The following is a 19585-nucleotide window of genomic DNA, read 5'->3' on the forward strand; positions in this document are numbered from 1 at the left end:
GCCAGGACAGCGCTCAGCCGAGCGCGATGGCTATTTGGTCGCGCCGAGCTCCTTCAGCTGGTCCTTCGCGCTGCTGACGTACTTGTCGTAGCCGAACTGCTTCGACAGCGTGCCGACGAAGGAGTCCCACTCCGACAACGGGCGCTTGCCGGAGACGAACTGCGCCAGCTGTTCCTCGGCGTAGCGGTCGGCATCGACCGCGTTGTAGCCCTCCGGCTCGACCACCAGACTCCCGAACGTGGGGAGCTTGGGCTGGTTCTCCGCGAACGCGATGTAGTCCTTCTGCGCCGCGAACTTCGTCGCGAGGTACTCCCCCTCGTCGCGGCCGGTGAGCTGGTAGAGCCAGAAGTACTCGCCCTCGGTCGTGAGCTTCTCGGTCGGCACCACCTTGTCGCCCTGCAGGTTGTAGTGCACGCCCTTGACGCCGTACGACACCAGGCGGTTGCCTTCCTTGCCTGAGATGTACTCGATGAACGCGAAGATGTTGCGCAGCTTCTCCTCGTTGCCTTCCAGGCTGCGCGGGATCGCGTAGATCGTGCTGCCGTTCTCGTCGGTCGGCATCGCACCCGGGCCGGCCGGTCCGCTCGGCGGCGGCAGCTGGACCCACTTGGCGTCCGGCTGCGCGGTCTTGTACTGCTCGACGAACTGCGGCTTGGTCATGTGCGGCCAGTCCTGCACGATCATCCCGGCCTTGCCCTGCAACGCACGCTGATGGCCCTGCAGCGCGTCACCGGTGAGGACGTCCGGATCGACGAGCTTCTCGGCCATCAGCTTCCGGATGTACGAAAGCGCCTGCTTGGTGTCCGGGTCCTGGAAACCGTTGACGATCTGGCCGTTCTCCTCGTAGAACGAGTCCGGCTCACCGGCGCCGAACGCCGCCCAGAGCGGACCCCACGGCTGGTAGTCCTTGCCACCGGTGAAGCCGTAGGTGTCGCGCTTGCCGTTGCCGTCCGGGTCCTTCTCGGTGAACGCCTTCGCCACCGCGTAGAGGTCGTCGACCGACTTCGGCTCCTTCAGGCCGAGCTTGTCGAGCCAGTCCTTGCGGATCCAGATCGAGTTGTATTGGTACTGCGGCCGCTTCAGCACGCCGTAGACCTTGTCGTCGAACGTCGGCCCCTTCATCGAGTCGCGGCCGACGAACTTCGTGTACACCTTCAGATCGGTGTCCAGCCGGTCGGTCAGGTCCATCACGAGTCCCTGCCGGACGAACTGCTGCAGGTGGCTGCGATCCACCTGGAAGAGGTCGGGTGCGGTGCCACCCGCCAGCGAAGCCGACAGCTGGGTGTAGTAGTCGTCGGGAGAGGTCGCGGACGTCAGCTTGATGTCGATGCCGAGCTTCTTGTCCAACGTTTCCTTGATGATGTCCTGCTTGGGGATGGTCGAGCCGCTCCCGATCACGTGCACGTTGAGGGTCTTCGGCGAACCTGACGTGCTCTCCCCCGATCCGCAGGCCGCCAGCGCCAGGCTGACCGCCGCGGCGACGACCGCGATTCCCGTAAGTCCGAACTTCGGCATGGTGCTGTCCTTTGTTTCCTAGCCCTTCACTGAACCGAGCAGGACTCCTTTCTGGAAGTGCTTCTGGATGAACGGATAGACGACGACCATGGGCAGCGCGGCGACGACGACCGCCGCCATCTGCACGGTGACGAGCGGCAGCGCCGCGTCGACGTTCTCGGTCGACTGGGATCTGGCCAGCAGGTTTCGTACGACCACCTGCAACGGCTGCAGGTCGGTATCGCGGACGTAGAGGATCGCCTGGAAGAACTCGTTCCAGTGGCCGACCGCGTAGAACAGCCCGAGCGTCAGCATGACCGGCACCGACAGCGGAAGCACCACCTGCAGGAGGATCCGGAGCTCGCCGGCACCGTCGATCCGGGCGGCCTCGATCAAGTCCTGTGGGATGTTCTCGAAGAACGTCTTCATGATGAGCACGTTGAACACCCAGATCGCGTTCGGGACGATCATCGCCCACACGGTGTCGAGCAGGCCGGTGGCCTTCACGACGAGATACGTCGGGATCATGCCGGCGCTGAACAGCATCGTGAACAGCGCGACCATCAGGAACACGCTGCGGCCCGGCAGGTCCTTGCGTGACAACGGATAGGCCATCAGCGTGGTCAGCACCATGTTGACGAGCGTTCCGACGACGGTGATGAACACCGTGACCGACAACGCGCGCGGGATGGCCGGATCGGCGAGCAGTTGCTCGTACGCGTCGAACGTGATGTGCCGTGGGATCACGACGTACCCGCCGTTGCGCAGCACCTCGCCGTACGGCGTCAGCGAGGCCGAGACGACGAACAGCAGAGGGAACACCGACAGCACGCCGACCAGCGCGAGCGCGGTGTAGACGACGCCGTTGACGATCCGGTCCTCGGTGCCGCGGACCATTCCGGAGCGGACCGGGCGAGGGCCTGCTCTGCCTACCCTGGCTACCAAATCTGCCCCTCCCAGCGCTTGGCCATCCGGTTGGCGAGCAGCACGAGCACCAGGCCGACAGCCGACTTGAACAGACCGGCCGCCGCGGCCAGCGAGAAGTTGAGGTTCTCCAGCCCGGTACGGAACACCCAGGTGTCGAGGATGTCGGCCACGGGATAGACCTGGATGTTGTAGAAGATGTAGACCTGCTCGAAACCGGCCTCCAGCACGTGCCCGAGCTTCAGCACGACCAGCAGGATGATGACGTTGCGGATGCCGGGCAGCGTCACGTGCCAGATCATCCGCAGCCGGCTCGCGCCGTCCACGCGCGCGGCCTCGTACCTCGCCGGATCGATGCCGACCATCGCCGCGAGGTAGATGATCGCGCCCCAGCCGGCGTCCTTCCACACGTCGGTTCCGATCAGCACCGGACGAAACCAGTCGGTCGAGGTGAGGAACCCGATCGTCGAGCCCGTGCCCTCCTCGAGCCAGCGGTTGACCAGTCCGGTGCTCTCCGACAGGAACGCCAGCGTGATGCCGAAGATGATGACCCAGGACAGGAAGTGCGGCATGTAGCTCAGGGTCTGCACCCAGCGCTTCATCCAGTTGAGCCGACACTCGTTCAGCAGCAACGCCAGCAGGATGGGCAGCGCCGTGCCCCAGAAGATCTTGTAGACCGAGATCAGGAACGTGTTCGTCAGCAGTTGCGTGAAGTACGGCGAGCCGAAGAACTGCTGGAAGTACTTGTACCACGGGTCCGCCCACGGGCTGCCGACGATGCCCGAGCCGAGGTTGTAGTCCTTGAACGCGATCACGATGCCGTACATCGGCGCGTACTTGTAGATCGCGAACCACAGCAGCGCGGGCAGCAGCATCAGGTAGAGCGCACGAAACCGCCAGACCTTCGCCTTCATGCGCTCACCTCGTCGAAGACCCGCGCACACCATCGGTACGTCGCGCTCGCGACCAGCGAGCCGAACAACAGCGGTGCGGCCGGGAACGCCAGCGTCAGCAGCACCGCGAGCACACCGATCGCCAGGCAGCGTACGGTCGTCGCGGGCCGGCCGATGACGAGCAACAGCGAAGTCCGCAGCAGCCTGCCGAACGGCATCCGGTAGGTCACCAGCAGTGGAAAGGCGTACGCGAGCGCGGTCGCCAGCACGCCGGCAACCAGCAGGACCACCGCCTGGGAGAGCGCGTGGACGGTCGGCGACAGCCCTCGGGCGAGATAGACGTCGGCGAGCAGTCCGAGGCCGATGCCGGACACGACCGCCTGCAGGGCCAGCGCCTGCTTGACGTTCTCCCGGAACAGCCGCGTGAACGTCGGCAGCAGCCGCGGCTCGTTACCCCTCGACCACTCGCGTACGACGCCGAACATCGCGGCTGTCGCGGGGAACACCGTGAGCAGGGGAAGGCTGGCCAGCAGCCACAGCAGGTTGAGCGCGACGACGGACGTGAAGCGCTCCAGCGCGGCATAGATCCGGCTGTCGACCACGGCCGGACGCACACGGGTGGGAGCTCGGGTGGATGTTCGGCTTGCCGGCACGTTCCTCTCCCTCCCAGGGAAAGCGAACGCTGTGTTGCCCCCGCAACGCGTTCGTTGCAATAACGAGTTGGCTGATGCTATAACAGCACCATGCTTCCCGCGCAACCCAATCAGTCGTTGTTGGACGGATTGGCCTGCCTGCAAGCGCTGACGATGAACACGGAGCCGATCGGTTCCCGGGAGATGGCCAGAGCGCTAGGCCTGGATCCGACGCGTGTCAACCGCTTGCTGAAGACGTTGGCCGCGGTCGGCCTCGCCGAACAGGACGAGAACCGGAAGTACCGCCCCGGCCCCGGCATCCACGCGCTGGCGGCGCAGAGCCTGTTCGGCTCCGGCCTGATCCGGCGGGCGCTCGGACCGCTGGAGTCTCTGCACCGCTTCGGGTTCATCGTCGCGCTGGGCGTGCTGTGGCGCGACCAGATGTGCTACCTCTACCACGCCGAGGCCGACTTCCCGGTCGCGCGCGGGCTCGGCCGGACCGGGCTCTATCCCGCGGTAGCGTCCGGGCTCGGCATGGCGTTGCTTGCCCATCAACCCGAGGCAGAGGTGCGGCAGCTCTTTGCCAAGCGCAGCGAGCCGCCGTTGCTCGACGGTGAGGGCGGCATCCTGGAGCAGCTCGACCGGATCCAGTCTCAGGGCTACGCGCTGATCCGGTCGAACGACAAACGCGGCCATCGAACGCTGGGAGTTCCGCTCGGCACTCCCCCGTACGCCGCGATCGGCCTGTCCGGGCACATCAACCAGCGCGACGTACCCAACCTGGTCGCGGCCCTGCGGGAGACCGTCCAGGCCATCCAGTCAGGTGAAAACGGCAACGGTGAGGGGAACACGTGACCGTGCTCAACGTCTCCGGAGTCTTCCCGCACCTGGCCCAGGTCGCCGACCTCGGGCCGCCACGCAGCGAGATCGGTGTCGGCTGCCTGCTGCCGTGGGCCGGCAAGCTCTACGTGCTCGACTACGTGTCGCACAAGGCCGGCAGTGGCAGCGGCACGAGCCTGCGCCGCATCTCACCCGACCTGTCGATGGAGCTCGTCGAGGAGACGCTCGGGGTCGACGGCACCTACACCAACCGCTTCGTCCACTTCCCGTCCAACCAGGTCGTCATCGGCCCGCACGTGATCGACGCCGATCACAAGATCCGTACGGTCCCGGAGTTGCAGCCGCTGCGCGTGTGCGGCACCAGCCGGCACCTGACCGACCCCGACCGCCTGGTCTACGTCCTCTGCATGGAGGGCGAGCTGTTCGAGCTCGACGTGCACACGCTTGCGTGCCGACAGGTGGCCGATCTCAACCAGGAGCTCGAGCAGGAGTCCGGTGCGGAGTTTCGCGTTCACTACAAGGACTGCTACACCGCGTTCGACCGGCTCGTCGTGTGCTCGAACGAGTATCACGAGCCCGACTGGGCGGGCGAGCAGGCCGAGGGCCGGCTCGCGGAGTTCGACGGCGAGCGCTGGACGATCCTGGAACGCAAGCCGTTCACGGCGATCAGCGGCCGGCACGAGTTCGGCGGCACGATCTTCGCCACCGGCTGGGACCAGGCTTCCGCGCTGCTGAAGGTGTTCACGGCGGCCGACCGGAAGTGGACGACGTACCGCCTGCCGAAGGCTTCGCACTGCTTCGACCACAAGTGGCAGACCGAGTGGCCACGCATCCGTGAGGTCGAGCACGAGCGGCTGCTGATGGACCACCACGGCATGTTCTACGAGCTGTCCCCGTGGGCGTACGGCGGGCGGATCTGGGGTGTGCGGCCGATCTCCACGCACCTGTGGGTGATGGGCGACTTCTGCTCGTGGCGCGGCATGCTCGTGCTCGGTGCCGACAACGCATCGCCGAGCCATGGTGCGAGCCCGACGACCGCGGAACCGCAGTCCGGACTGTGGCTCGGCAAGACCGACGACCTGTGGAGCTTCGGCAAGCCCAAGGGCTGGGGCGGCCCGTGGTGGAACTCCCCCGTGACCGCCGGCCAGCCGTCGGATCCGTTCCTGATGACGGGTTTCGAGCACAAGTGCCTGCACGTGGAGAACCAGGGCGACCAGACCGTCAACGTACGCGTCGAGATCGACTTCCACGGGCACGGCCGGTACGCCACGTACGAAAGCCTCGCGGTCAGCCCCGGCCAGACCGTCACCCATGTGTTCCCGACCGGGTTCAGCGCACACTGGACCCGTTTGGTCAGCGACGCCGACACCGTTGCCAGCGCGCAGTTCTTCTACACGTAAGGCAGTTCATCTCAGGGATGTGACACCACGTGAGCCAGGTACTGACCACTCCAGCAGCTGACCGTCGTGACTTCAGGACCGAACAACTCCAGGCCGACCTCGTGGTCGTGGGTGGTGGGATGGCCGGCACGTGCTGCGCCATCACCGCCGCGCGTGCGGGCGCGAAGGTCGTGCTCGTGCAGGACCGGCCGGTGCTCGGCGGCAACGCCTCGAGCGAGATCCGGCTGTGGGTGCTCGGTGCGACCGCGCACATGGGCAACAACAACCGCTGGTCGCGCGAGGGCGGCCTGCACGACGAGATCCTCGTCGAGAACATGTTCCGCAACCGCGAGGGCAACGGCGTCATCTTCGACACGATCCTGCTGGAGAAGGTCGTCGAGGAGCCGAACATCACCCTGCTGCTCAACACCGCGCTGGTGGAGGCCGTCAAAGGCGGCACAGACGGGGATCGGGTCGACTCCGTCCGCGCGTACTGCAGCCAGAACTCCACGATGTACGCCATCAAGGCCCCGCTCTTCTGCGACTCCACGGGCGACGGAGCGCTCGGCTACCTCAGCGGCGCGGCGTTCCGGATGGGCGCCGAGTCGCGTGAGGAGTTCGGCGAGAAGTTCGCGCCGAGTGAGGAGTACGGCGCGCTGCTCGGCCACTCGCTCTACTTCTACACCAAGGATCTCGGGCACCCGGTGAAGTTCGTGGCGCCGAGCTACGCGCTCGACGACATCACGAGGATCCCGCGTTACCGCAGCTTCAACACGCGCGAGCACGGCTGCAAGCTCTGGTGGATCGAGTACGGCGGCCGGCTCGACACCGTGCACGACACCGAACGGATCAAGTGGGAGCTGTGGCAGGTCGTCTACGGCGTCTGGAACCACCTGAAGAACTCCGGTGAGTTCCCGGAGGCCGAGAACCTCACGCTGGAATGGGTCGGACTGATTCCGGGCAAGCGGGAGAGCCGCCGGTTCGAGGGCCTCCACATGCTCACCCAGCACGACCTCCTCGACCAGGTTGAGCATTCCGACGGCGTGGCGCTCGGCGGCTGGTCGATCGACCTGCACCCGGCCGACGGCGTGTTCTCCGAGCATCCCGGATCGAACCACCTGCACGGGCGTGGCATCTACCAGATTCCGTACCGCTGCCTGGTGAGTCGCAACGTGTCCAACCTGTTCTTCGCCGGTCGGCTGATCAGCGCGTCGCACGTGGCGTTCGGCTCGACGCGTGTGATGGGGACGGGGGCGAACATGGGGCAGGCCGTCGGCATGGCGGCCGCGCTGTGTGCACGTTCCGGGCTGGCGCCGGCGGGGTTGCTGTCGCCGGAACGGATGAGTGAGCTGCGGCGGGAGCTGCTCAAGGCCGGGCAGCACATTCCGCGCGTGCCGCTTTCGGATCCGGCGGACCTCGTACGGACCGCCGAGCTGGCGGCGTCGAGCGAGTTCTCGCTCGGTGAGCTGCCGGCCGACGGTGGCACGGTGCCACTGGACTTCTCGCGCGCACAGCTGCTGCCGTTGCCGGCCGGGCGCGTGCCGCAGGTGACGGTGACCGTCGACGCTGCTGCGGCCACGACGCTGCGGGCCGAGTTGCGGACCGGGCAGCACACCAACGACGACTACACGCCGGACGTCGTACTGGCCGTGCGAGAGATCGAGCTCGCGCCCGGCACCGGCCAGCAGGTGAAGCTCGACTTCGACGCCTCGATCGACCAGGACCGCTACGCGTTCGTCTGCCTGCTGAAGAACGAGGACGTCGCGGTGCACACCAGCACGCTGCGGGCGACCGGCCTGCTGGCGGTGCGGCACCGTGCGACGCAGCAGCTGGACGAGGCGATCGGCAGGCCGCGGATCGAGTTCTGGACGCCGGAACGCCGGCCCGCGGGCGCGAACCTCGCGCTGACGGTCGAACCGCCGCTGCGCGCGTTCGGCGTCGAGAACCTCCACAACGGCTACGCGCGGCCGACGTCGCACCCGAACGCCTGGGTCGCCGCACCTGGAGACGATGCCCCTCGCGTCGAGCTGCGGTGGCCGGAGCCGAAGCGGATCAGCCGGATCGACCTGTCGTTCGACACCGACTTCGACCACGCGATGGAGTCGGTGCTGTTCGGGCACCCGGAGGACGCGATGCCGTTCTGCGTCAAGCACTACCAGGTGCTGGTGGGTGATCAGGTGGTGGCGGAACGTACGGACAACCATCAGTCGCGCGGCACCATGCGGTTCGACCCGCCCTTGGAGACGGACCGGCTGACGGTCGCGGTGCTCGAGACCCACGGCGCCCCGGCGGCGATCTTCGAGGTGCGGGCCTACGAGTAGCCGTGCAGGAACGCGTGTACGCCTGAGGTCACCATCTCCTCCAGTTCGGCCTCGGTCTCGGGGCGGGCCGGGCGGAAGGACGGGTTCCACGCCAGCACCAGCAGCATGAGGTGCATCGCGGCCCGTTCCGGGTTGCCGACGCGCAGCAGGCCACGATCGGCCAGCTGGCACAGCCGCTCGCCCAGCGCGCGGCGGACCCGGAGCGGGCCGGCCTCCTGCCAGGCGTCGATCGCTTGCTTCGGGATGTGTGCGGCCTCGGCGTTCACCTGCCGCACCAGCGTGAAGTGGTCGGCGTACTCCGTCATCGGCGCCGCGAGGTCGCGGCCGAACGCGATCAGGTCGGCCTCCAGGTCGGTGACCTTGGCCAGGTGCCGCTCGACGATCGCGATCTGTGCCTCGGCGACGCGGGTGGCGTTCTCGAGCATGACCTCGTGGAACAGGCCGGCCTTGCTGCCGAAGTGGTTGTAGATCGTGCGCGTGGACACGCCCGCCTCGGCCGCCATGGTGTCGATGCTCGCGCGGGTGAAGCCGTCGCGGGCGAACACCTTGAGCGCGCCCGCGAGCATCGCGCGGCGCTTGCCGGGCTGTCCGCTCATCGGCTCGGGCCCCTTTTCCGAAATTACAACGGCCGTTGTATCGTTTACAACGATCGTTGTACTCTAACCCATGAGGAGCTGGCACATCATGTCGTTCACCGAGGACGAGATCGCCTACCTGCGCTCGCAGCCGCTGGGCCGGTTGTCGACCGTGGCGCCGGACGGGCAGCCGGACAACGCGCCGGTCGGTTTCGAGTTCGACGGCACGTACTTCTACGTCGGCGGGCGCGACCCGGCCAACACGCGCAAGGTGCGAAACGTACGGAACGGAAACCCCAAGGTCGCGCTCGTGGTCGACGACCTGGTGTCGACCGATCCGTGGATTCCGCGGTTCCTGCGGGTGTTCGGCACCGCCGAGGTGGTCGAGCGGCCGGGAATGTTCGGGCCGGGTGTCTACCTGCGGATCACGCCGACGATCTCGTGGAGCTGGAACCTCGCCGGCAAGCCGTTCGGCGACGACCACGACGCCGACTTCCAGCCGCGTCGCACGGTGCACGAGCCGCCGGCAGCAGCCTGAAAACGGATTGGGCCCTCCTGATAGTTTTCGGGCATGCTCGACCCTGCCACGATCGACTCGCTGTTCCCCGCCGACCTGCCCGAACCGGCCCACTGGGAGCAGCAGTTCCCGCAGCGCGAGCTGCCGGACGGCGCCAAGGTGACCCGCGTCGGCCCGTCGCCGACGGGCTCGCCGCACATGGGCACGGTCTATGTGGCGATGATCGACAAGGACATCTCGGAGCAGACCAAGGGCGTCTTCCTGCTGCGGTCGGAGGACACCGACCAGGCGCGGCTGGTGGAGGGCGCCGAGGAGCAACTGGATCGTGCGCTCGCGTACTTCCGGGTGCAGCCCGACGAGCAGGAGGGCCACGGCAGCTACGGCCCGTACGCCCAGTCGGCGCGGGCCACGATCTACCACTCCTACGTCCGTGAGCTGCTGCGGCAGGACAAGGCCTACCTCTGCTTCGCGACGAAGGAGGAGCTGGCCGACATCACCGCCCGGCAGCAGGCCGCCAAGCTGCCGACCGGCTACTACGGCAAGTGGGCGCTGTGGCGCGACGCCGACCCCGCCGACGTCGAGGCGAAGCTGGCGTCGGGTGCGCCCTATGTCGTGCGGTTCCGCGCGCCGGGCGAGGTCAACGAGCGGGTCTCGTTCGTCGACGCGATCCGCGGCCGGTTGGAGGCCGACGCCAACCGCAACGACGTCGTGATCCTGAAGACTTCCGCGGTCGAGCCGCGGCTTCCGACGTACCACTTCGCGCACGCGGTCGACGACCACCTGATGCGGATCAACCTCGTCATCCGCGGCGAGGAATGGATCTCGTCGGTGCCTGTTCACCTGCAGCTGTTCGCTGCGCTCGGCTTCGAGCAGGTGGAGTACGCCCACATCGCGCCGCTGCTGAAGCAGGAGAAGGGCAGCAAGCGCAAGCTGTCCAAGCGCAAGGACCCGGAGGCGTCGACCGACTTCTACCTCGAGTCCGGCTACCCCACCGACGCGGTGCTCTATTACCTCCGCGGGCTGGCCAACGGCCGGCTGGCCGAGCTGCCACTGGCCGAGGCGCTCGACACGCCGCTCTCGCTCGCCGAGTTCGGCGTCGCGGGCCCGCTGGTCGACGTGGTCAAGCTCGAGGACATCAGCGCCGACCACATCGCCACGCTGTCGGGTGAGACGATCCTCGACGCCGTCGTGGAGTGGGCGACGACGTACGACCCGGCGCTGGTTCCGTTGCTGACCGGCTCGCGCGACCTCGCCCTGTCGGCGCTGTCGGTCGAACGTGAGGGCGTTGAGAACCCACGCAAGGACCTGCGCAAGTGGTCGGACTTCCGCCCGGTCTACGGCTTCTTCTTCCCCGAGCTGTTCGAAACGGTCTCCGGTCCGGCCGACGAACGCCTGGCGGGGCTGGGCTTGGCGCCCGAGGTCGTATCGGCGCTCGGCACGGACCTGGCCGACAACTACCGCGACGCCCCCGACCAGCCGACCTGGTTCGAGCAGATCCGCGAGCTGGCGACCCGTCACGGTTTCGCACCGAACGCCAAGGAATACAAGAAGAATCCCGACTCCTACCCCGGCTCCCTACGTGAGGCGTCGCAGGTCGTCCGGGTCGCGTTGACAGGGGCGACCCGCAGCCCCGACCTGTTCGCAGTCGCCGAAACGCTCGGCCGCGACGAGGTGCTCAGGAGGATTCGCGCACTCGCCGGCTGACGCCCACGTCCTGGCGCCTCGCAACGCGCCGGGTCTCGATCAGGGCTGAACGTGCAGGCGCATCACCCAGCGCCACTTCGCGATCTTCCGGACGCGTTCGAAGCCGTACGCCTCGAACAGGTCGGTCGGTCCCGTGTGGAGGTAGGAGCCCTGCTGGGGGCCGCGGCCTTCGGTTTGTTCGGGGTAGGCCTCGACGAGGCCGCCACCGGCTGCTTTGATCGCGGCGAGGGCGCCGCCCACGCCGGCGCGGGCCACTCCCTTGCGCCGGTGCCCCTTGCCGGTGAAGATGCAGCCGATTCGCCACTCGGGCGATCCGTCCGACTCCCGGGCGTAGGTCTTCGGGTTCTTGATGTTCGGCAGCTCGGCCGGTGGCCCGTACTGGCACCAGCCAACGCATTCCTCCCCGGCGTAGACGAGAACCTGATGGACCGTTCCGTTGCGTACGTGGGCCTGCTTCGCCTCGCGATTGCCGGCGGGGGTACGGCCCGCACCAACGCCCTCAGGGTGGAAACCCATGCACCAGCAGCCGCCCCAGACGCCGTTGTTCGCGTCTACGAGGCGGGCGAAATCCTCCCAGCTGTCAGGCGTGAGCAGTTGGGTCGTATAGGCGTGGATCGGAGCCATGTCCTCATTGTTGCGCGTGATCATCCGACCGGAGCCGGTACCGGCCAGTTCGCTCGCGCGGCGAGCCACTCGGGCCGCCGGGTAGGGTGAGCCAGGTGCCCCAGACCTCACCATCCGTGTTCGGTTACCAGCCGCATGACCAGGTGTCCGGAGCGATCAGCCGGGTGCCGACCGGCCTGAGCGTCGACGGCGCGGAGCTCAGCCTGGAAGCCGTTTCCGGCGTCAACCTCAGCTGGACGGTCCGTCAGCTCGCCGACGGTGTGGCGGAGGTCCGGGTGACTCCCGAGTCTCCCGGCACCGTACGGATCGGCTGGCACCTGCCGTGCGTCAACGCCGTCGCCTACTGGACGCCCGACAGCGGGCGACATCGTGGCCTGCCTCCGTTCTGGGGCCGGCCGCACACCTCGTCGCTGGTCAACTCCGCGCCGGTCGGCAGCCTGGTCGGGTTCGGCGACGTCGCGCTGTGCACGTTCGCCGCCGGTGAGGCGATCCGGCCGGTACGACTGCAGGCCGGCGTGATCGAGGAGACCGGCGCGTTCGGCTGCTGGGTCGAACACGAAGCCGAGCCCGACGACGGCCTGCTGCTGCGGCTCGACGTCAGCCGGCAGCCCTTCTGGGACAGCCTGACCGGCGTCGCCGCCTGGTGGCAGGCGGAGGCGGGCTACTCCCGCGCGGAGGTTCCGCGTTCGGCGCGGATGCCGGCCTACTCCACGTGGTACTCCATGCATCAGTACGTCAACGAGTCCGACATCGAGCGCCAGGCGTCGGCGTCAGCTGACCTCAACTGCGAAGTGATCATCGTCGACGACGGCTGGCACAGCACCGACCGGGCGCGTGGCTACGGCTACGTCGGCGAGTGGGAGCCCAACCCCGAGACGTTCCCCGACTTCGCCGCCCACGTGGAACGGGTGCACGAGCAGGGCCTGGCGTACATGCTGTGGTACTCCCTCCCGTTCTCCGGCCGGTTCACCGACTCGTGGGAACGGCTGCGGCCGTACACCCTTGCCTACAAGGACAATCTGAACGCCAGCGTGCTCGACCCGCGCTATCCCGCCGTCCGCGACCTGATCGCCCGCAACCTGTCCAGGCCGTTCCGGGAATGGGGCATGGACGGGCTGAAGATCGACTTCATCGACCACTTCGCCGTCGACAATCCGCCGGAACCCACGGACGAGGCCGACTGCACCGAGGTCGTGGAAGGCGTCCGCCGGCTCCTGGACCAGCTCGCCTCGGCGTATCCGCAGGACGCACTGGTCGAGCTGCGGCAGCCCTACGTCAGTCCGGGCCTGTGGCCGTACGCCACGATGATCCGCGCGTCGGACTGCCCGTTGAGCCCGTTGCAGAACCGGCAGCGCACGATCGACCTGCGGCTGCTCGCCGGGCCGCTCGCCGTGCATGCCGACATGATGATGTGGCACCCGGCCGAGCCCGCGGATCAGGTGGCCGTGCAGCTGGTCAACGTGCTGTTCGCCGTGCCGCAGGTCTCGGTCGACCTCACGACCCAGACGCCGGAACAGCTCGCGGTGGTGCGGTTCTGGTTGCGATTCTGCGTCGAGCACCTCGACGTCCTGCAGCATGGACGGCTCGAGACGTACCGGCCGGACCTGCAGTACCCCCTGGTACGCGCGATCGGCGACGGCAAGGTCGTGGTCGGGCGGTACGGACCGCTGCCGGTGACCGCCGAGCCGGAGGGTGAGCTCTTCGTCGCCAACGCCGACTCGTCCACCGATGTCCCGCTCGTCGTCCGGACACCGCTCACGCGGCGGCTGACCGTGCACGACTGCCAGGGCCGGGTGGTGGAGGAGAAGCAGGTCGAGCTGGCCGCCGGCGTCCACATCGTGTCCGTGCCGGTCGGCGGGCTGCTCCACCTACGGCTGACGCGATGAGGTAAGTCAAGCCTTATTTTGTGGCGAGTTCTGCTTCACAATGGACGGCCGGAGGAAGGGGGCCGTCTGGTGGCGCAGTCGAGTAGCAGCACCTCCACGCAGATCGCGGAGGAACAAGCTCGGGTGGCGGTGATGTACGAATGTCTCGATGCCCGAGTGGCCGCGGTCAAGGCACAGCTGGCGGAAGCCTTACGAGAGCCCGTCGGAGACGCGACCGCCCTGTACGAGCGGGAGGTCGCCACGCGGCGCCTGGTCGGCGAGCTGCGCGACCTCGGCGGGGCAGAGCCGGCGTTGTGCTTCGGGCGGATCGACGCGGCCGACACGGCCGGCGGTGCCGGCCGCGAAACGGTCTACGTCGGGCGAATCGGGCTCCGGGACGGCGAGGGCGGAAGCCCTGTCCTGGTTGACTGGCGTGCGGATGCGGCCAGACCGTTCTACGCGGCGACGTTGCTGCGACCGATGGGTCTGCGCAGACGGCGGCATCTTCGGCTGAACGGCCGGACCGTACGAGACCTGAACGACGAGATTCTGGACGGCTCGGCACCCGGGCCGGACGACGTGCCCGGCGACGGTCCACTCGCGGAGGCGCTGGCGGCCAAGCGCACCGGGCGGATGCGTGCCGCGGCGGCAACGCTGCAGGCCGAGCAGGACGCCATCGTCCGCTCGCCCCACCGCGGTGTCACCGTGGTGCAGGGCGGACCGGGGACCGGAAAGACCATCGTCGCGCTGCATCGTGCCGCCTATGTGCTCTTCGCGTTCGCCCGGGTCGCCGAGGAGGGCGTGCTGGTCGTCGCCCCGAGTCCGAGGTTCCTCGACTACATCTCACACGTGCTGCCATCGCTCGGCGAGAACGATGTCTGCCTGGCAACGCTCGACGAACTCGCCGGTGTCGAGTCGACGGGGGTGGTCCCGGTCAGTGCCGCTCGGCTGAAGGGGCGGGCCGACCTGGCCGACGGGCTGGCAGCCTGGGTGCGCTCCAACCGGCCGGCGCCCGAGGCCGTCACTCTCCCGGTGGGAACAGAGCAGATCGAGCTGGACGGTTCGGCGGTCGCCGAGGCACTGGCATCCGCGCGCGGCCTGCCCCACAATCCGGGCCGGACGGCGTTCAAGGAGTATCTCGTCGCCGAGCTCGTCCACGCCCTCGAACGAAAGGCATCCGAGAGCATCCAGAGATTCGAAGCCGAGCTGGCCGACCTCGTCGGGTTCGATCTCGATGAGGCCGTCGCGGCCGACCTGCGGGCGCTCGGATTCGACACGGCACCGGCCGGCACCTGCCAGGACGAGCTGGGTGACGAGCTCGACCGAGAGATGGTTCGCACGGCGTTCCTCCACGACCCGCGGATCGATGCCGCGATCGAGTCGTGCTGGCCGAGGTTGACACCGGCCGACGTCGTACGCGGGCTGCTGTCGGACCCGGCGGCGTTGGCGGCCCACCTCCCCTCCCTCGACGAAACCGAACGGTCCCACCTGCTCGCAGACCCGCATCAACCCTGGAGTGCTGCCGACCTGCCACTGCTCGACGAGGCGAGCGAGCTGCTCGACGGACCACCCGGCCGCACCTACGGACACGTCGTGGTCGACGAGGCCCAGGAGCTCACCGAGATGGATTGGCGCATGGTGATGCGGCGCTGTCCCAGCAGGTCGATGACCATCGTCGGCGACTTCGCTCAGGCCGGCCCGTCCTCGACCCTCCGCACCTGGCAGTCCGCCCTCGGCCGACACGTCGGCACCCGCTTCGACCTGCACACGCTGACGATCAACTACCGCACGACCGCCGAAGTCCTGGAGTCCACGCGCGAGCTCCTGACGTCGATCGCCCCAGAGCAGATCCTGAGCACCTCGCTCCGCCACGGCCCCGATCCCCGCGTGCTTACCATCTCCGCACCGGCACTGCTGAACACCCTGATCGACGAGGTACGCGCGCAGGCCGCCGCACATCCAGGTGAGCTCACCGCCGTGATCTGCGCCGACGACCAAGCAGCCGGCCTGACCGACGCCCTGCGCCCACAGCCCGCACTCGTCGTGCCGGCCTCCAGCGCCCGCGGACTCGAGTTCGACTCCGTCCTCGTCGTATCACCGGAAGAGATCCTCGCCGCCCGACCCAGCGGCCGGCGGGACCTGTACGTCGCGCTGACCCGCACGACCAAACGACTCTGCACGATCCACATCTCGCACTAGGGAAACCGGCCGGCCGGAAGCCGGGGCGGTGGCTACTCGGCCGTCGCGTGGCCGGCGTTCATGGCCAGGCTCAGCGGCTGCTCGGCCAGGTCGGCACCGGCCAGCTCGGCCACGATCCGCCCGCGCTGGAAGACCACCACCCGGTCGCAGAGCCCGGCCAGCTCCGCCAGGTCCGTCGACGCCAGCACCACGATTCTCGACTCCCCCGCCAGCTCACGGATCATCCCGTGCATCTCGGCACGTGCGCCCACATCGACGCCACGGGTCGGATCGTCGAGGACGACAACGGACGGTTCGGCGTCCAGCCACTTGGCGAACACGGACTTCTGCTGGTTGCCACCCGACAGCTCAGCCACCGGTGCCCACGGGTCACCGCGGATTGCCAGCCGGCCCGCCAGCCGCGCCGTCCGCGCCACGAACCGGCTACGCCGCTCGAACCGCCCGCCCAGGCCGAGCGCCAGCCACGCCACTGACGTCACGTTCTCCCACAGCGTCTTGTCCAGCATCAGCCCGCGGCCCGACCGATCGCCGGAGATGTAGCCGACGCCTGCCGACACCGCCTGCCGTAGCGATCGCGGCGACGTACCGCCGGGCAGCCGTACGACTCCGGAGCCCGGCCGGAGCCGGCCGCAGATCAGGTCGAGCACGGCCTCGTGTCCCGCGCCCTGCAACCCCGCCACACCGACGATCTCGCCGCCGCGGACCGTCAACGACACCGAGCGCAGCCGCCGAGGCACGGTCACGTCGTCGATCGTGAGGACGGCGTCGCCGACGGCCCGCGGGCCGAGCGCGGCCGCGGGTGCTGGTTCGGCTGCGTCGCCCAGCATCGCGTTCACCAGCGAGTCGAGGCTGACACCGGTCCTCGGCGCGGCGGCCAGCGCGATCCGGCCGTCCCGCAGAACCGTTATACGCTTGGCGATCCGCAGCAGCTCCTCCAGGTAGTGCGAGATATACAGCACCGCCAGCCCGCGCTCGACCAGCCGCCGGACCGTGCGCTCCAGGCGGGCCACCGCTTCCGCCGGCAGCGCCGAGGTGGGCTCGTCCAGGATCAGCACACGCGGATACTGCAGCAGCGCGCGGCAGATCTCGAGCAACTGCCGGTCCGCCAGCGTCAGTGCGGCCACGCGCTCGTCGAACGGGACGTCCAGTCCGAGCTCGTCGAGCACCGGCGCCGCCTCGCGTTCCATCTCCCGGCGCCGCAGCAGCCCGAGCCGATTCGCGACGCCCAGGGGAAAGAGGTTCTCCAGCACGGTCAGGTCGTCGAACGTCGTCAGCTCCTGCGACACCATCGCCACGCCGAGCTGCGCGGCCTGCCGTACGTTCGCGAACTCCACGGCCTGCCCGTCGAGCACCAGCCGGCCGGTGTCCGGACGCAGCACGCCCGAGAGGATCTTCACCATCGTGGACTTGCCGGCACCGTTCTCACCGACCAGGCCGTGCACCTCGCCCGGGTTCAGCGTGATGTTCGCACACCGGAGCGCGACCACACCGCCGTAGTGCTTGCCGAGCCCGGAGGCGACGAGCATGCTCATCTGGCGTCCTGCAACGGTTTCAGCTTGCCCTCGTAGTCCTTCAACAGCTCGTCGATCTGCGGCTTGTACCACTTGTACGCTTCCTGCGGCGACTTCTGCCGTTGGATGATCTCGTCGATGTTGCTCTGGTCGATCACGATTCCCGGCGTCTTGAACCAACCCTCGGGCAGGTCCTTGCCGGCCTTGACCCGTTCGGCGAGCACCGCCGACGCGACGTAGCCCTTGAGGAAGTGGGCGGGATCGAGACCGACGAAGTTCGTGCCCTTCTTGATGGCCTGCAGGGTTTTCGGATCGACGTCGAACCCGGCCGTCAGGTATTCGCCGTGCTCCTTCTCTTTGATCTTCGCCAGGTCGTAGCTGTCGGCGTCACCGACGCCGAGGAACGCCAGCGCGTCCGGATGCGCGTGCACCTGCGCGAGCCACGCGTTGTAGTTCTGCGCCGGGTCGCTGTAGGTCTGGAACGGCCCGAGCACCTTGACGCCCGGCGCCTCCTTGCCGAAGGTGTCCTTGATGCCCTGTGCGCGGTTGTCCAGTACGGGCGTGCCGGGGTTCGGCACGCCGATCACGACCAGGCCCTTGGCGTCGTTTCCCAGTTTCTCGAGGGTTTCCTTCGCCAGCAGCGCTCCGAGCTCGTAGTTGTCGTTGCCCACGTAGAAGTTCACCTTGCTGCCCTCGGTGGGCGAGGTGTCGAGCGCGACGATCGGGATGCCCTTGCCGACGGCCCGGGCCTCCGGCCGGGTGAACAGCGGCGGCGCGAGGTTCTCCACGATGATGCCGTCGGGCGAGGTCACGGTGAGGTTCTCGAACAGCTGCACCTCCGCCGGCCCGTCGGTCGTCGTCGGGCCGACGACCTTGAAGTCGACGTTGCCGGCGTGCTTGGCCGCCTCGGTCGCGCCTTCGTACATCTCGCGGGCGAAGTTCAGGCTGTTGTTGGCGACCACGATGCCGAGCTTCAGCTTTCGGTTCGGGTCGGCCCCGGTGTCCCCACCGCAGGCCACCGCCAGCAGCAGCGCGGCAGCCAGCCCACCAGCGAGGAGTAGGTGCTTTCTCATGAGCTTCCTGCCCTTCCGAGGCTTCGCAACCTGCGGATCAGCACGTCGACGGCCACCGCGATCAGGATGACGGCGCCCGTGGCGAACGTGGTCCAGTTGATCGGGACCTCGAAGAACACCAGGGCGGACGACACGGCCGTGAGGATGAAACAGCCGGCCACCGCCCCGACGACGGAGCCACGCCCGCCCGAAAGCGGTGTCCCTCCGATGATGCAGGCCGCGATCGCGGTGAGCTCGTAGCCCTGTCCTACAGACGGATCCGCCGCTGCCGAGAACGCCAGCTGCAGTACGGCGGCCAGCCCGGCCATCAGCCCGGACAGCGTGAGCGCCTGTACGCGCGTACTCAACATCGGTATGCCCGTGAACGCCGCCGCCTCCGGGTTCGAGCCGATCGCCCGGACGCGCCCGCCGAACCTGGTGCGGGTGAAGACGATCGCCAGCACGGCGACCGCGGCCAGCAGCACCAGCAGGCCGAACGGCACGCCCAGCACGTCCCCGCCGACGATGGTGAAGAACGAGTTGGTCTCCGGCAGGTCGCCGATCTGCTTGCCGTCGGCGAGCGCCAGGCCGACACCACGGAACAGCATCGCGGTGGCGAGCGTGACGATGAACGACGGCAACTTGAGATGCGCTGTCAGGAGACCGTTGACACTGCCGAGTGCGGCCGAGATCGCCAGCACGATGACCGCTGCCAGCCAGGGCGACAGCCCAGCCCGGATGAGTACCGCGCCGACGACGATGCCCATCGCGAACAAGCCGCCCACCGACAGGTCGACCTCGCGCATCGTCAGCGCGAACACCATGCCGCACGCCATCAGTCCCACGTACGTGGCGTTCTGTGCGGTCGAGAACAGGTTTCCCAGCCGGAGGAACTCCGGATGGGCGGTTCCCACGCCGGCCAGCAGGAGAACCAGCACCGCGAGCACACCCAGCTCCTCCCGCACGAGGCGGCGGTACCAGGGCCGGCGGCGAGTCCGGACATACGGTTCGTCCGGGTCGTCGACACGCGACCTGGTCGCACGGGGCGTCGCAGC

At 68.2% G+C, this 19585-nt stretch carries 16 protein-coding genes; 7 read left to right on the forward strand and 9 right to left on the reverse strand.

Features of this window, described 5'->3' with window-relative positions:
• Window positions 1-30 precede the first annotated feature (30 nt).
• Genes ACYVF6_RS35250 through ACYVF6_RS35265 form a run of 4 tightly spaced genes read right to left on the reverse strand, consistent with a single transcriptional unit; the run spans window position 31 to window position 3964 of the window.
• Window positions 31-1515, reverse strand: coding sequence for a type 2 periplasmic-binding domain-containing protein (locus tag ACYVF6_RS35250; RefSeq protein ID WP_460527777.1), 1485 nt, complete (start codon window positions 1513-1515; stop codon window positions 31-33).
• A gap of 18 nt (window positions 1516-1533) precedes the next feature.
• Window positions 1534-2391, reverse strand: coding sequence for a carbohydrate ABC transporter permease (locus ACYVF6_RS35255; protein WP_460527779.1), 858 nt, complete (start codon window positions 2389-2391; stop codon window positions 1534-1536).
• Between the two features lie 41 nt (window positions 2392-2432).
• On the reverse strand, window positions 2433-3332 hold the full coding sequence (locus ACYVF6_RS35260; RefSeq protein WP_460527781.1) for an ABC transporter permease: 900 nt from the start codon (window positions 3330-3332) through the stop codon (window positions 2433-2435).
• Window positions 3329-3964: a YesL family protein gene (locus ACYVF6_RS35265; protein ID WP_460527783.1), complete on the reverse strand. Its 636-nt coding sequence runs from the start codon at window positions 3962-3964 to the stop codon at window positions 3329-3331. Before ACYVF6_RS35265 ends, ACYVF6_RS35260 begins: the two co-directional genes overlap by 4 nt.
• 90 nt (window positions 3965-4054) lie before the next feature.
• On the opposite strand from ACYVF6_RS35265, the gene ACYVF6_RS35270 reads away from it, so the two are divergent.
• From ACYVF6_RS35270 to ACYVF6_RS35280, 3 genes are read left to right on the forward strand one after another with little or no spacing between them, the layout of a single operon-like run.
• Window positions 4055-4798 carry an IclR family transcriptional regulator gene (locus ACYVF6_RS35270; RefSeq protein ID WP_460527785.1) on the forward strand — a complete coding sequence of 248 codons (744 nt, stop codon included), beginning with the start codon at window positions 4055-4057 and terminating at the stop codon, window positions 4796-4798.
• A complete protein-coding gene (locus ACYVF6_RS35275) occupies window positions 4795-6183 on the forward strand; it encodes a hypothetical protein (RefSeq protein ID WP_460527787.1) in 1389 nt (462 codons plus the stop codon). Before ACYVF6_RS35270 ends, ACYVF6_RS35275 begins: the two co-directional genes overlap by 4 nt.
• A 29-nt stretch (window positions 6184-6212) precedes the next feature.
• Entirely contained in the window at window positions 6213-8483 is a 2271-nt protein-coding gene (locus ACYVF6_RS35280; protein ID WP_460527789.1) for an FAD-dependent oxidoreductase, read from the forward strand.
• Here ACYVF6_RS35280 and ACYVF6_RS35285 read toward each other — a convergent pair.
• The gene (locus ACYVF6_RS35285) at window positions 8474-9079 is read right to left on the reverse strand and encodes a TetR/AcrR family transcriptional regulator (protein ID WP_460527791.1); all 606 of its coding nucleotides are present in this window, start codon (window positions 9077-9079) and stop codon (window positions 8474-8476) included. The two genes, ACYVF6_RS35280 and ACYVF6_RS35285, sit on opposite strands and share 10 nt — an antisense overlap.
• A gap of 70 nt (window positions 9080-9149) precedes the next feature.
• Between ACYVF6_RS35285 and ACYVF6_RS35290 the strand changes: the two genes are divergently transcribed.
• Both ACYVF6_RS35290 and ACYVF6_RS35295 read left to right on the forward strand, forming a co-directional pair.
• The gene (locus ACYVF6_RS35290) at window positions 9150-9596 is read left to right on the forward strand and encodes a PPOX class F420-dependent oxidoreductase (RefSeq protein WP_460527793.1); all 447 of its coding nucleotides are present in this window, start codon (window positions 9150-9152) and stop codon (window positions 9594-9596) included.
• Window positions 9597-9629: 33 nt separating this feature from the next.
• On the forward strand, window positions 9630-11279 hold the full coding sequence (locus tag ACYVF6_RS35295) for a glutamate--tRNA ligase (protein WP_460527795.1): 1650 nt from the start codon (window positions 9630-9632) through the stop codon (window positions 11277-11279).
• Window positions 11280-11318: 39 nt separating this feature from the next.
• Here the strand turns inward: ACYVF6_RS35295 and ACYVF6_RS35300 are convergent, their stop codons facing one another.
• Entirely contained in the window at window positions 11319-11903 is a 585-nt protein-coding gene (locus ACYVF6_RS35300) for a GNAT family N-acetyltransferase (protein ID WP_460527797.1), read from the reverse strand.
• Window positions 11904-11998: 95 nt separating this feature from the next.
• On the opposite strand from ACYVF6_RS35300, the gene ACYVF6_RS35305 reads away from it, so the two are divergent.
• Window positions 11999-13789 (forward strand): glycoside hydrolase family 36 protein, encoded by a 1791-nt coding sequence (locus tag ACYVF6_RS35305; RefSeq protein ID WP_460527799.1) that lies wholly within the window; start codon window positions 11999-12001, stop codon window positions 13787-13789.
• 69 nt (window positions 13790-13858) lie between these two features.
• Window positions 13859-15967 (forward strand): HelD family protein, encoded by a 2109-nt coding sequence (locus ACYVF6_RS35310; protein WP_460527801.1) that lies wholly within the window; start codon window positions 13859-13861, stop codon window positions 15965-15967.
• 32 nt (window positions 15968-15999) lie between these two features.
• Here ACYVF6_RS35310 and ACYVF6_RS35315 read toward each other — a convergent pair whose 3' ends face one another.
• From ACYVF6_RS35315 to ACYVF6_RS35325, 3 genes are read right to left on the reverse strand one after another with little or no spacing between them, the layout of a single operon-like run.
• On the reverse strand, window positions 16000-17499 hold the full coding sequence (locus ACYVF6_RS35315; RefSeq protein ID WP_460527804.1) for a sugar ABC transporter ATP-binding protein: 1500 nt from the start codon (window positions 17497-17499) through the stop codon (window positions 16000-16002).
• Window positions 17496-18551, reverse strand: coding sequence for a sugar ABC transporter substrate-binding protein (locus ACYVF6_RS35320; protein ID WP_460527807.1), 1056 nt, complete (start codon window positions 18549-18551; stop codon window positions 17496-17498). The genes ACYVF6_RS35315 and ACYVF6_RS35320 overlap by 4 nt, the downstream gene beginning before the upstream one ends.
• A complete protein-coding gene (locus ACYVF6_RS35325) occupies window positions 18548-19495 on the reverse strand; it encodes an ABC transporter permease (protein WP_460527809.1) in 948 nt (315 codons plus the stop codon). Before ACYVF6_RS35325 ends, ACYVF6_RS35320 begins: the two co-directional genes overlap by 4 nt.
• Window positions 19496-19585: the final 90 nt, after the last annotated feature.

The organism is Flindersiella endophytica, assembly GCF_054779015.1.

Bases quoted from the DNA above. Each gene is read 5' to 3' on its own strand.
- ACYVF6_RS35250 (WP_460527777.1), bottom strand. From the start codon at position 1,515: ATGCCGAAGTTCGGACTTACGGGAATCGCGGTCGTCGCCGCGGCGGTC.
- ACYVF6_RS35255 (WP_460527779.1), bottom strand. From the start codon at position 2,391: ATGGTCCGCGGCACCGAGGACCGGATCGTCAACGGCGTCGTCTACACC.
- ACYVF6_RS35260 (WP_460527781.1), bottom strand. From the start codon at position 3,332: ATGAAGGCGAAGGTCTGGCGGTTTCGTGCGCTCTACCTGATGCTGCTG.
- ACYVF6_RS35270 (WP_460527785.1), top strand. From the start codon at position 4,055: ATGCTTCCCGCGCAACCCAATCAGTCGTTGTTGGACGGATTGGCCTGC.
- ACYVF6_RS35285 (WP_460527791.1), bottom strand. From the start codon at position 9,079: ATGAGCGGACAGCCCGGCAAGCGCCGCGCGATGCTCGCGGGCGCGCTC.
- ACYVF6_RS35290 (WP_460527793.1), top strand. From the start codon at position 9,150: ATGAGGAGCTGGCACATCATGTCGTTCACCGAGGACGAGATCGCCTAC.
- ACYVF6_RS35295 (WP_460527795.1), top strand. From the start codon at position 9,630: ATGCTCGACCCTGCCACGATCGACTCGCTGTTCCCCGCCGACCTGCCC.
- ACYVF6_RS35300 (WP_460527797.1), bottom strand. From the start codon at position 11,903: ATGGCTCCGATCCACGCCTATACGACCCAACTGCTCACGCCTGACAGC.
- ACYVF6_RS35315 (WP_460527804.1), bottom strand. From the start codon at position 17,499: ATGAGCATGCTCGTCGCCTCCGGGCTCGGCAAGCACTACGGCGGTGTG.
- ACYVF6_RS35320 (WP_460527807.1), bottom strand. From the start codon at position 18,551: ATGAGAAAGCACCTACTCCTCGCTGGTGGGCTGGCTGCCGCGCTGCTG.